Annotated in this window: 9 protein-coding genes; 5 read left to right on the top strand and 4 right to left on the bottom strand. The window is 67.8% G+C overall.

Going from position 1 to position 12732, the window contains the following annotated elements; genetic code table 11:
• Positions 1-59: 59 nt before the first annotated feature.
• The 4 genes from LLH23_01455 to LLH23_01440 form a co-directional block, all read right to left on the bottom strand.
• Complete coding sequence (locus tag LLH23_01455) at positions 60-1091, bottom strand: hypothetical protein (GenBank protein ID MCE5237144.1); 1032 nt, start codon at positions 1089-1091, stop codon at positions 60-62.
• Between the two features lie 79 nt (positions 1092-1170).
• Entirely contained in the window at positions 1171-3453 is a 2283-nt protein-coding gene (locus LLH23_01450; GenBank protein MCE5237143.1) for a PPC domain-containing protein, read from the bottom strand.
• Positions 3453-4760, bottom strand: coding sequence for a DUF1501 domain-containing protein (locus LLH23_01445; protein ID MCE5237142.1), 1308 nt, complete (start codon positions 4758-4760; stop codon positions 3453-3455). The genes LLH23_01450 and LLH23_01445 overlap by 1 nt, the downstream gene beginning before the upstream one ends.
• Positions 4761-4848: 88 nt before the next feature.
• Positions 4849-6414, bottom strand: a complete 1566-nt coding sequence (locus tag LLH23_01440) for a DUF1549 and DUF1553 domain-containing protein (protein ID MCE5237141.1) — start codon at positions 6412-6414, stop codon at positions 4849-4851.
• A 244-nt stretch (positions 6415-6658) separates the two neighbouring features.
• Here LLH23_01440 and LLH23_01435 point away from each other — a divergent pair, with 244 nt between their 5' ends.
• The 5 genes from LLH23_01435 to LLH23_01415 all read left to right on the top strand — a co-directional run bounded on the left by LLH23_01435 (position 6659) and on the right by LLH23_01415 (position 12730).
• Positions 6659-8020 (top strand): glycosyltransferase family 4 protein, encoded by a 1362-nt coding sequence (locus LLH23_01435; protein MCE5237140.1) that lies wholly within the window; start codon positions 6659-6661, stop codon positions 8018-8020.
• Between the two features lie 26 nt (positions 8021-8046).
• Positions 8047-9399 (top strand): MFS transporter, encoded by a 1353-nt coding sequence (locus LLH23_01430; GenBank protein ID MCE5237139.1) that lies wholly within the window; start codon positions 8047-8049, stop codon positions 9397-9399.
• A gap of 147 nt (positions 9400-9546) precedes the next feature.
• Positions 9547-10851, top strand: a complete 1305-nt coding sequence (locus tag LLH23_01425) for a B12-binding domain-containing radical SAM protein (GenBank protein ID MCE5237138.1) — start codon at positions 9547-9549, stop codon at positions 10849-10851.
• Complete coding sequence (locus tag LLH23_01420) at positions 10848-11843, top strand: radical SAM protein (GenBank protein MCE5237137.1); 996 nt, start codon at positions 10848-10850, stop codon at positions 11841-11843. Before LLH23_01425 ends, LLH23_01420 begins: the two co-directional genes overlap by 4 nt.
• Entirely contained in the window at positions 11840-12730 is an 891-nt protein-coding gene (locus tag LLH23_01415; protein MCE5237136.1) for a hypothetical protein, read from the top strand. The genes LLH23_01420 and LLH23_01415 overlap by 4 nt, the downstream gene beginning before the upstream one ends.
• Positions 12731-12732 lie beyond the last annotated feature (2 nt).

Below are 12732 nucleotides of genomic sequence, written 5' to 3'. Positions count from 1 at the left end.
GCACTAGCGGGCGCTCAAAGTGGTCCGTCAGTACTGCAGCACCACGGTGCTGCCGCACCCTACACCGGCAGCGCCGCGTCGACCTCCAACTCGAAGAGCAGGTCATCGCGGCAGATGACGTTGTGCGCCACCACGACCGGCAGCGGAGGCAGGTTCGCCGTGCGGCAGTGCTGCTCGAGCACCCCGGCATCCTCGGCGTAGCGCACGTAGGCCGTCGCCCGTGTCACGTGCTCCCAGCCCATTCCCCGCGACTGCAGGATGGCCTCGACGACCTCACAGGTGCGCGCGGTCTGGGCCGCCACGTCGCCGACGTGGGCGGTCTCGCCGCTCGGGGCGATGCTCGCCGTGCCGGACACGAACACGCGCCGCAGATCCGGCATGGCCACTTCTACGGCGCGACTGAACGAACTGCCGTACTGGAGGGCCGGGCACTGCAGCGGCGAGGGCAAGGCCTGCACTGTCACGGCCGGGTGCTTGCTCTTGAGGGCGTAGGCGCCGGTCACCATCGCGGCGCCATGGGGGTTGCTGCCGCCGATGCCGGTACTGGCCGGCACCATCCGGTCGAAGACCCCGCGCTCGGTGAAGAAGGTGGTGCGGACGGGGTTGAAGTCGTCGTACCAGGAGAGGATGTCATCCAGGAAGAGCCACGTGCGTGCCACATGGGAGAAGTCCATGTCCGCCAGGGCCAGGGCGTCCTCGAGGCGCTCGAAGGTGGCCCGTGCCTGCGCGGGGGCGGAGAGGCTGGTGTCCATGCAGTGCACGCCACCCAGGAGGCACTCCACCGCATAGGGTCCCTCGATCACGGAGCCCACGACCACGCCATCGAGCCGCAGTGGCCGGACCTCTGCGCCGGTCACGGCGCGCAGGTGGATGCCCCCCAGGCCTTCTCCCTTGTCGCCGCCTTGCACCCAGGTCAGGGGCATAGTCGCCTGGGCCAGAACTTCGCGCGCCCTCGGGGCTGACCCGTTCAGGCGGGGCCCGAAGTACTCCGCAGCGATGACGCCCGCGTCCCACTCACTGGTGACATGCCGGGCCAGCAACTCCAGGTCGTCGGCCGGCTTCCCGGCGCAGGTGATGGACAGCTCTTGCATACCCTCGCGCGACACCTCGCGCGTACGGCAACCTTGGGCAAACCCGTCTTGCATGCTGCGTCCTCCAACGCGATTATCGTCAGGGAACGACCTCAACCGGGACCGCCGGCAGAACTCCCACCGAGTTCCGCACCGTGACGGTCTGTCCGTTCCCTCGTTTGACCTCCGCCTCGATGAAGACCTCGACGATGAGGTTGTCCGCCGAGCCGGGCTTGACCTTCGCGCGGTCGGCCTGCACCGTCAGCGCCAGGCCGCTCGGTAGCGCGTTCTGCTCCTTGATGGTCACGCCCTCGGGGGCGGACTTCAGCTCCAGACGCAGAGACTTGATCAGCGTGGGCACAGGCGGCGTCTTGATCTGCACCTGAGCCGTTCCCCCCGGTGACAGCCGCAGCGGCGCGCCATCGCTGACGATGTCCAGCCGGGGCGGCCAACGCGGCGCCGGCCCGACGACGACGGCGAACTCCTGAGCGGGCACCAGATGCCAGTAGGCGAACGCCTGCATCATCTCGTCCGCCGCTGCCGCCGTTCGCGTGACCGTGGCCCCGCCCATCTGCGCCTTGCCCACGACCTGCAGGGCGACCGCGCCGGTCGGCGGCTCAGTCGGCGCCGTCACGGTCGCGTGAACCACATCCTGCCCGGCGCCCACACGGCCACCGTTCAGGACGAACCCGCCGGTCATGCCACCCAGAGCCAGTTCCACCGGGCCGCTGAAGCCGTCCAGGCGGAGCACGTGCACTTCCAGCACCTGCGTCCGCCCTGCGTCCAGCTTCAGGCTCGAGGGCGCAATCTGCAGGGCGAAGTCCGGGTGCGGCGCTCGCAGGCACAGGCGGTAGAAGTACTCCTCGCCCCCATGCGCCTGCGCGTCGGACACGAGCACAGTATAGGCTCCGGCCTTCGGCAGTTTCACCGACAGCCACGAGTCCGCCTGGTGCGTCAGTAGTGTCGCCTGCTTGTCGTCGTGGTCGTCATTGAGGGCGGTGACGCGGCCGGCCGCGTCGCGCACGCGCACCAGCGAGTCCAGCGGCGAGCCCAGGCGCCGTGCCTGCACTTCGACGACCAGCTCGTCCCCGGCGCGTCCCTCCAGCCGGTAGGCGTCCACGTCCCCCGGCTTGCCGACGCGACCGTCGACGGCCAGCGGCCAGGAGACCTTCTGCGCGCTCGCGACCGTGTCATTGGGCTCGGCCTCGGCGCTGTCGGTGAGGTCATCCACCGCGTAGGCTACGGTGTTCGAGCGCTTGTTGCCCCACTGCCAGGACACGTGGCGGATCGTCGGCCCGCCGGCCGTTGTGTCCAGCTTCACCGGGGCCGTCGGCACGTTCCAGCCTGTGAGCTGTGCCGTCAGCGGCTTGCCGACCGTGCCGCCAGGTGGGAAGAGACTGGTCACAAACGGCTGCTCGCCCACCGTGATCCGGTAGACGAAGTCCTCGCGCCCGCGGTAGATCGAGTCGCGTATCTCCAGCGCGTACTCCCCGTCCTGCGGCACCTGGTAGAAGATCACGGGGTCCGGATCGAAGCGGTAGTCATCGTTGAAGGCCACTTCCCTGCCCTGAGCGTCGTAGAGCGTGAGCGTGGCCTGGAACCACCCGGGCACGGCGTCGGCCAGGTACGGCACCAAGCTGCGGGCCTGGGTCGTGAGCGTGAGCTTCTGCCCGCGCCGGGCCCGAAAGCGCCAGACATCGGTGTCGCCCGGCATGACCTGGCCATCGAGGACCACGGGCAGATCGAGGACGGTCCCAGCCGTCTCCATCGAGTTGGGCTCGGCTTCGCTGACTTCCGGCAGGCTCCCGACCGTGAAATGGACGGGGTCGGACAGGCCGTTGGGGGTCTCGACGCGGAGGTCGTGCAGTCCCGGGGCCGCATGCGCGTCAATCGTCAGGTCGAGGTACGCTATCTCCTCAAGCTGGGCGTTCGGCTGGGCCTTGGGGTTGAACAGCCTCAGCCGCAGGTCGTCGAGTTCCTTGAGCTTCTTCTTGTCCAGGCCGCGCAGCCAGGGGTGGTCGGGTAGGGGTTCGAGAGCCTTCAGGTCCTCCTCGTCCTTGCTCGTCACCGGCTTCCCCATGAGTTGGGCCCAGCGCATCCGCATCAGCACGCGCAGGTGCTCGCCGACGTCGCGAAGCTGCTTCCGGTTCAACGGGCGCGCGTAGTCCACGGCGACTCCGCGCACGCCCGCACTACCGACATGCACGGCCCTCACACCAGCCAGGTTCTGCCCACCGACGGCCACATGCACAGTCGTGCCTTGCTTCCCACCGGCGGGGTAGATGTAGCCGGCGGTAGGCACTCCGCGCCGGGGCGACTGTCCCCAGGCGAGCGCGGCGCATGAAACCAACAACGCCAGAGCGCAGAGTCTCGGGGATGACATCACATGATCTCCCTGAGGAGGCCGCCGGACTTGATGCCCTCTTCCTCAGACGACGGTAGCACCTTCAGCTTCAGCCCGCGCGGATTGGGGAGCGGGCCGTTGGAGTCAATGCCGAGCAGTTCGTAGAAGCTGCCGATCAGGTCCTGCGGCGACACGGGGCGGGTCGCCACCTGCTCCCCGGTCGCGTTCGAGGAGCCGATCACATGACCGCCCTTGAAGCCACCACCGGCTACGACCACGGAGAAGCACTGCCCGAAGTGACTGCGACCGCCGTTCCAAGGCGCCTCCCACTGCACGCGCGGCGTCCTACCGAACTCCCCGCCCCACCACACGATGGTGCTGTCCAGCAGCTTGCGGTCCGACAGGTCCTGCAGGAGTGTCGCGAAGCCCCGGTCCATATCGGGCAGCCTGCGCCTCATGGTTTCGAAGTGCTGCTTGTGGGTGTCCCAGCCGCCGTAGTTGATGGTCACATAGGGTACGCCGGCCTCGACGAGGCGGCGCGCCATCAGGCACGACTGGCCAAAGGTGGTGCGTCCGTACTTGTCGCGCAGCTCCTTGGGCTCCTGCGACAGATCGAACAGCTTGCCGGCATCGCCCAGGATCAGGTCATAGGCCTTCTCCTGGCTCTTGTTGGTCTGCTCAAACCGAGGGTTGACCAACATGCAGTTGCCCAGCGTGTCCAGCGCGGCCATCAGCTTGCGCCGCTCCTGCTGTCGCTGGTCGGTGATGCCCTGGGCCACGACACCCTCGACCGCAAAGCGCGTGGCGTTGGGATCCCCGCCCGTGCAGAAGGGCTTGTACTTGGGCCCCAGGAAGCCGACTTCTGAGAAGCGCCCCTGCGGCTGCGTCAGGATCACATACGGGGGGATCAGGCCGGTGTAGCCGTGGTCATAGCCCTTGAACAGCGAGACCACCGCGCCGACGCTGGGGAACACCAGCGAGCCACCTGGCTTGCGGCCGGTCTGCATGATGTACGCCGCCGTCTCGTGGCCGTTGTTGCCGTGGGTCATGCTGCGAATGATGGAGTACTTGTCGGCCTGCTTGGCCAGTTCGGGTAGCAGTTCCCCGATCATCATCCCCGGCGCGTTCGTCTGGGTGGGCTTGGTGAGCGGCCCGCAGACATCGCGCCCGGCGTCGGGCTTGGGGTCGAAGGTCTCGGTCTGAGCCGGGCCGCCCCACATCCAGATCTGGATCAGGGCTTTGGCCTTCGCGGCCATGGGCTTGCTGGCGGGGGCTGTCTGTGCACAGGCCAAGCAAGTGGCGAGGGCAGCTAGTAGGCAGATTGACAAGCGCTGGTAGGGTCGCATGTTCTAGTCTCCTGCAGACCGAGGGACTTGGTCGCCTCGTCTCTCGGGCGGGATGGGCGGTCCCGCCTGTCCTGCCGGTCGAGGGGGGTCAGTGACGATACAGGAACTCCTTGCTGTTGATGAGCGCCCAGGCCAGGTCGTCCTGGGCCTGCTTGGCCGTCAGCCCCGGCGTCTGGTAGTACTTCTCCGCGGTCGCCACTTCTTCATCCGTCGGCGGGCGAGATAGGACCGCCAGGTAGACTGAGCCGATGACGGCGCGACGGTCGCCCTTGGCCGCCTCCACGAACTTCTGGAACATCTTGCTGCGCTCAATCTTCTTCTGCATGTCCACGGAATTGAGCAGGTATAGCTCCTGCGCGTCGCTCGGCTGGTTGTTGCGTTCGGACTCCAGTCCGGTATCGCGCGGCGGGCGCCCGAACATCTCCAGGAACGCGCTGGTGATGCTCCCGTCCGCCAGGGTGATGGCCCGATGGCTCTCGGGGATCCAGGTGAACGGCTCCGGCACCTGGCTGGAGTAGCCCTGCCCGTCCCCCGACAGCCAGCACAGCGCGTCAATCAGCACTTCGGCATCCAGCCGACGCACCGGGTAGACGGCGAACAAAGCCTCCGTCTGCGGCTGCTTGCTCGCCGGGACAGATGACTGCTGGTAGGTCGCCGAGGTCAGGATCAGCCGGTACAGGGCCTTGAGGTCGTACTTGCTCTTAACCAGTTCGCCCTGCAGGTAGGTCAGTAACTCCGGGTTCACCGGGGGGTTGGTGGAGCGAATGTCATCGGGCTCGTGGATGATCCCCCGGCCCAATAACCAACACCACACGCGGTTGACGATGGCGCGGCTGAACCACTGGTTGTTCGGTGCCAGCAGCCAGTCGGCGAACACGGCGCGCGGGTCCTTGCCGGCCGGGATGGTCAGCTTGCTGCCATCGGGGAAGACCACCGGCAGCGGGTCGGTCTTCATCGGGTCCGGGTAGACGATCTCCTCTTTCCACTCGCCCGTCTTCTTGTACGCTACGCGCGAGAAGAAGGTGCCCATCTGGTTCCGCATCGTCTCGGGCCACTTCTCCAGGCGCGTACCCATGAAGGTGAGCGCCACGGCCGAAGCCAGCCCCACCGGCTCGTGGTTCTGCACGGCGCGGTAGAAGTTGACCTGCGGCACGCGGAAGTTGCTGCCACTGGCCGTGAGTAGCTCGCGGACGAACTGGTCGTAGGGCATGTTGGCGGCAATGGCGTCACGGACCCAGCGGTCATAGGCCTGGACGGCGTTGGGCCACAGGTTGATGGGGAACTCGGACTTGATCCGCAGCAGGTCGCCCCACTTCAGGCCCCAGTACTGCCCGAACTCGTCGCGCGCCAGCAGCGCATCAATCAGCAGGGCCCGCTTGTCGGGGCGTTGGTCCCTGAGGAAGCCTTCGACCTCGGTGGGGCGGGGCAAGGTGCCGATGACATCCAGGTACACCCGCCGCACGAAGACCGCGTCGCTACAACGACTGGCCGGCGCGATCCCCTGCTTGCGCAGGATGACCAGCACCTTCTCGTCAACGGGGCTGGCTGGGGTGAAGGGCTGCTCGGAGTCGTAGGGCGTGGTCGCATGGGCTGCCGCGCCCACGGCGATGAGGGCTACGAGGACGGTGAGACCGACGAAGGAGCGTTGTCCCATGTTGGTGAGGGTTCCCGAGATCTGCCCGTTTGCACGATGGTGCCGACGACAGGCGCCAGTGGACCTCTTGACGCGCCGCGCGGGCATGTCATTCCGTTTGCCAACATGAAGAGTGTATCCAGACACTGCCTGGAAGACAAGTGCGGGCCGTGACGGCGGCTAGCCTGCCTTCCCGCCGGCGGCTGCTCTCCACAGTGTCGGGCAGGGAACCGGGCCTCTCAGCGCGAATTGCCCCGCCACAGATATGCACCTCATCTACCTTGCCGCCGGCGCCGGGCAGATGTACTGTGGCGCTTGTGCCCGCGACCTTGCTCTCGTGCGCGGGCTGATCGCCCGGGGACACGACGCTGAGGTCATCCCCCTGTACACGCCTCTGCGGATCGAGGGAGAGGCCCCTGACGGCCTCCGCCCCGTGTTCCTCGGTGGACTCAATGCCTTTCTCCAGCAGCACAGCAGCCTCTTCCGCCGCCTGCCGCCCGCTGCGGATCGCGTCCTCGACCACCCCGCTCTGCTCCGGTTCGTGTCGCAGTTCGCGGTCCGCACCGAGGCGGCGCGTCTGGGGCCGATGACCGTCTCGGTGCTGGCCGGCCGTGAAGGGCGCCAGCGCAAGGAACTCGAGCGCCTCATGGCCTATCTGCGGCAGAGCGGCTCGGGCTGTTCCGCCTCGACCCCCAACACCTGCCAGACCGCCTTCATCATCACCAACTCGCTCCTGTCTGGCCTGGCGCCGGAACTGCGCCGCAACTTCGGGGCGCCGGTCCTTTGCGGCCTGCAGGGCGAGGACGCCTTCCTGGAAGCCCTGGGCGCCCCGCATACTGAGCAGGCGCTTGCCCACATCCGGCGGAATGCCAGGTCAGTTGACCTATTCATTGCGTCGAGCGCCGACTGCGCCCGACGCATGGGTGAGACGCTCGGCCTGCCCGCCGACGACATCGCGGTCGTGCGTACCGGCCTGGACGCCACGGACTTCGCGCCGCTCGCCGCTGGGCGTTGCCCTGCGCCTCCCGGCGGACCGTGCACCATCGGCTACCTCTCGGTCATCACCCCCGGCAAGGGTCTCGACCTGCTGGTAGAGTCCGTCGCGCGCCTGCATCAGTCCGGGCGCCCGGTACGCCTGCTGGTGGCCGGTCGCGTGCTCAACCACGGCTATTGGCAGCAAGTTCAGCGGCAGATCGCCCGGGGTGGCCTACAGGAGATCGCGGACTTCCGGGGCGAGGTGACGCGCGAGGGCAAGCTACAACTGCTGCGTGAGTGCCGCATCTTCTGTCTGCCCAGCCGCTTCGCCGAGGCCCGGGGAGTCGCGGCGATGGAAGCGATGGCCTCCGGGCTCCCCGTGGTGGTAACGGCCCAGGGCGTGTTCCCGGAGCTACTGCAGGGCACGGAGGCGGGACTGCAGTTCGCCGTCGGAGAGACGGGGCCACACGGCGCGGCCGAGGCCCTGACAGCCTGCCTGAACAAGTTGCTTGACGACCCGGCGCGAGGCTACCGCATGGGGCAGGTAGGGGCACGCACCATCGCCACGCGCTACAGCGTGGATGTGGCTGTGACTGAGGTGTTGGCCGCGGTGGAACGGGCGTGCAGCCGCCACCGCGCCAGTGCCGACTGAACACGCAACACCGACGGGAGGCACGCATGGCGCACGACAGCGCCCTCGACGGCGTCTTGGGGCGACTGCTGGGGCGGGCCTCGCACGACCCGGCCGAGCGGCGGAACCTGTTCTGGGTCACGCTGGCGTACTTGCTCAATGGCGCCGGGGCCACGCTCTTTGGCGGCGAGCTATGGAGCGGCTTCCTGGAGCGAACGGGGTTCTCGCTGCAGGAGATCGGCTGGATCAGCTTCGCGGGGTTGATCGCCACCGCCTGCGGCCTTTTCGCCTTCATGGGGCTCGGCGACCGCGTGCGGAACCGGGTGCGCACGGCCTGCCTGGTCATCGGGCTTCTCGCGCTGGCGCCCCTGGCGACGGTCGGGGTTGCTCTGATCCCGCGGGTTGCGCTCCCGCTCACCGGCGTGTTCGTGGCGCTCATTGCCATCGGCGTGTCGCAGGCGCTCGCGAACTCCATCCCGGTGATGCTCGACTACCCGATCTGGGCGCGGGCCATCGCGCCTGGTGTGCGGGGGCGTCTCTTTGGCTTCAGCAACCTCTCCTATGGCCTTCCCGGGATTCTCATCGGCGTCTTCGCCGCCGGGCTCTTGAAGGACATGCCCTACCCGATGGGCTATGCCTGGTGCTTCCTGGCGGCAGCGGCGGCGATCACGGTCCGTGCAGTGACGTACTCGCGGGTCCGCGAGTTGCCTGACCTGGCCGTGGCCGGGGCCAGTACCTCGGCCCTGCCTTTCGCGTCGGTGGCGCGCGTGCTGGCGCTCAAGGAGTTCCGATGGCTGGCCGGGCCCCACATCGTGCGCGGGCTGACCATGAGTGTCATCGGCTTTTCCGTGCCGCTGGGCCTCAAGTACCTGCATATGCCCGAGCATTACCCGGGCTACGCCACCTCGGCCACACAGATTGCCACGGTGTTGGCGGGCATATGGGTGGCGGTCTATGCGGACCGCTGGGGTGCGGCGTGGGCGACTCTGCTGGGGGACGTGCTTTACGCCGTGGGCATGGCTACCGTCGTGCTTCTCGGCGGGAACCCCGCGGCCTTCCTGGTGCTGTACTTCCTCACGCAGTTTGGCCGCAACCTCGAGGACAACACGGTGCCGCTCGGCGCGATCAACCTCGTGCCGGCCGAGCACCTAGGAGCCTTCAGCGCCGCCCGACTGATGATCCTGATGGGCTCCAACGCCATCGGCGGCCCGATCTTCGGCTGGCTTTTCGACGGGGGCCACTTTGTGCTAGTCTTCGCCCTTGGGGCACTGCTGAAGCTGCTTTCCGGCATCTGGTTCTGGTACGTCTTTCGGCTCAAGACGCCCGCGCACCGCGCAGAGATGGCGGGAAGCGCGCTACAGAGGTCGGACCCAGACCCAGACCCGGCCGAGGGCAAGTGATCGGTACCGGGGGCACGAAGACAACAGTCTTGACAACCCGCGGTCGAAGGCTCATCATCTCAGCGAGAATGTGCTTACAGAAAGCCTTTCATACTCAGCACGGAACGCAGCTCTGCGCTGATGCCAAATGGCTGGGATGATGCGCGTGTGTTAGGCAAACATGGCGCCCCACGGGTCGTCCTGGTGAACCTGCCTGTTCCCCAGATTGATGACGACCAGCGCCAGGCACCGGGTGGCCTCGTGGCTCTGGCCACCTTCGTGCGAGCGCACGGCTACGAGGCCGAGATCTGTGACCTGGCCGGCACCCCGCCCGACCAACTGACACCCGAGCACCTGCCGGAGGCCGAGGTCTATGGTCTGTCGCTCTACACGGCGACCTGTTACCTCGCCTATGGATTCGTGGCGTGCCTGCGGCAGGCGCGGCCGGAGGCGTTCCTGGTGGCGGGAGGCCCCCATGCTAGCGCCGTGCCTGAGGAGGTCCTGGCCCACGGCTTCGATGCTGTGGTATGCGGCGAGGGCGAGGAGGCGCTGGCGGCGATCCTGGACCACCTGGCCAGTGGCGAGCGTGCCGCCATACCGGACCTCATCCGGGCCCGGCCCAATGACGACCTCGACACCCTCCCGTACCCCGACTACAGCGGTCTGTGTGACATGAAACGCTACTCGCGGCGCATTGCCGGACTGCCGGTCATGGCCCTGGACAGTTCGCGAGGCTGTGCGAACCGCTGCCGCTTCTGCAACTCACGGGTGATGGAGCGTGGGTGCTGGCGCCCGCGCAGCCCCGAGAGCGTCCTGCAGGAGGTGCGATGGCACCACAAGGCCGGTTGGCGGGCCTTCCGCTTCAACGACGACTCGTTCCTGGCGGACCGGCCGCGGGCATATGAGATCTGCCGTCTGCTGCGCCCGCTGGACCTGAAGTTCCGCATCTTCTGTCGGGCCGAGGACCTGGCCGCACCGGGGCTTTGTGAGGCGCTGGCGGGAGCAGGCTGCATGCACGTAGGGGTGGGCATCGAATCCCTCGACCCGTCCATGCTGGCTCGCATGGCCAAGGCGCAGCGGGTGTCGGTGATCCAGGAGGGCCTGGCGCGAGCCCGGGCCGCCGGCTTGCTTACCCGGGGCTTCTTCATCGTCGGCTTCCCGGGCGAGACCGACGAGACGGTGGCCCGAACGCTGGACGCTCTCCCCCACCTCGCGCTCGATGAGGCAACCTGCTACCCGTGCCTGCCCTACCCCGGCACCGATCTGGCCGTCCGCCCCAGCTCCTACGGCATCACCTGGATCGACCCGGACTACTCCAAGTACATCCAGGCCGGGCACGAACGCTCCACGGGCTACCTGCTGGCCACCAGATCGTTCGGCCCCGAGCAAGTGCGGTGCTGGCGCGATCAGTTCCTCCAGGCTTTCGACCGCCTTGGCATCGCCTGGTCAGACCAGTTGGGGATCGTGACATGAGCGCCACTGCCTTCGGCTTCAATGACCCGCGCTACGCGGAGTTCCCGCCGGTCGTGCAGATCGCGCTCGTGTCGGGGGTCTGTCAGTCACGCTGTCGCCACTGCCCGATGGGCCGCAAGAACATGGGGGAGTTGCCGCCGGCGTTGGCGGCGGAACTGCGGCCGGGCTTCTTCGACTTCGGTCTCTTCCGCAGGATCGTGCACGAGATGGCCGCATACCCCTGGGCCATCCTGCGTATCCACTCGCGCGGTGAGCCCATGGTTCACCCGCAGTACGCCGAGATGCTGGGCTACGCCAAGGCGCATGGCGTGGGCACCCTCACCAGCTTCACCAACGGCATTGCCCTGGACGAGCACATCGGGGCGGTGCTAGAGGCGCCGCTGGACATGCTGGAAGTCAGCGCCGATGCTCCGGACCCCGACACCTACCTACAGTGGCGCCGCACCGACAACTTCCGCCGTATCCATGCCGCCGTGACGGACCTCCATGCCGCGCGCGGCAAGCTGCCCGACAGCCCGACGCGCATCGTCGTCTCGGCGGTGGACCACCCGGACTTCCGGCCCCACCGCGAGGCCTTCATGGACTGCTGGGCGCCCATCGCCGACAAGGTCATTGTCCGCCCCTACCACACCTATGCCGGGCGCCTGGAGGACCCGTACGCGTGCGAGCACACCACCGGTGACTACATCCCCTGCGTTCAGCTCTGGGAGCGGTTCTCCGTCAACACCTGGGGACAGGTCAATGCCTGCTACAACGACTGGGGCGATGCGGAACTGATCGGCGATCTCAACGAGCCGGGGAGCACCATCAAGTCGGTCTGGACCGGCGCGGCCTTCGACGCGATCCGCGGGGCGACGCTGGCGGGGCCATACCTGAAGTGCTGCCAGAAGTGCTCGGGGCCGTCGCTCAGCAGTTGGGGCCGCGGCGGCTATCAGCACTGGGTGCGCGAACTGCTGGACACGCCGGTGGCGAGGGGAGGGGAACACCAGTGAACTACGCCGGGGCCATCGCGGCAGTAGCGGGCGAGCCGCAGCCGCTGGTGCAATCTGAGGTGAAGCTCCTGGCCGGGGCGGCGGGAAGCGTCTACCCGGTCATCTTCTGCCCGGCGCGGCAGCACCGCCCCTACCAGCAGTACAAGACCCACACGCGCGCCAACTGTCCACTGTGCGAACGCATCCAGGAGGGCGGGACACTGACGGGCCTCGTCGGCAGCCTGCAGTGGCTGCCCGCGACCTATCCCATCAAGTCCCTGCACGGCATCTGCTACCCGACGGAACACCGGGCCGCCATTCGCCCGGACGACATTGTGCAACTGGGGGACTTCGCCGACGGCGTCAGCGATGTCGTGATCTGCATCAACCTGCGCGGCTCAGCGGCCTCGCTGCCCGAGCACTTCCACGCCCAGTTGCACGATGACCGCCTGCCCGGCGCGGACGGCGACCGCGGGGATGTAGCGGCCTTCCCGCTGCTCAACAAGCCCCTTGAGCGACTGGCGGAGGCGGGAGGACTCACGTTGTCGCGCGTCGTGGACTACCCGGCCTTTGTGCTCGTGATGCAGGGCCCGTGGGAGGGTCTGGCGCGCTGGCTGCAGGGCTACATGGCCGCCTCGAACCTGCGGCCCCACAACTTCGCGCTGGTCGGCGGCGGGCGGCTGTATGTCATCCCCCGTGGACTGGAGCGCGCGCCGTCACAGGAGAACCGCTACGGGGCCTCGGAGATGCTGGGCCTCATCAGCCCGGTCACTCGCCCCGCCTACGACAGCCTCAACTCCACCGCGATGGTCGAGGAGGCCCTTGCGGCCTGTAGCCTGCCGGATCCCGGCGACCGGCTGGCCATCGAGGAGCACGCCCTGACTGTCGCCGGCCACCTCTCGGACTGAGG

The sequence above is a fragment of the bacterium genome (assembly GCA_021372615.1).
Lineage (GTDB): Bacteria > Armatimonadota > Zipacnadia > Zipacnadales > UBA11051 > JAJFUB01.
Note: the sequence above shows the minus strand (reverse complement) of the source record. Positions and strands in the feature narration are given on the sequence as shown.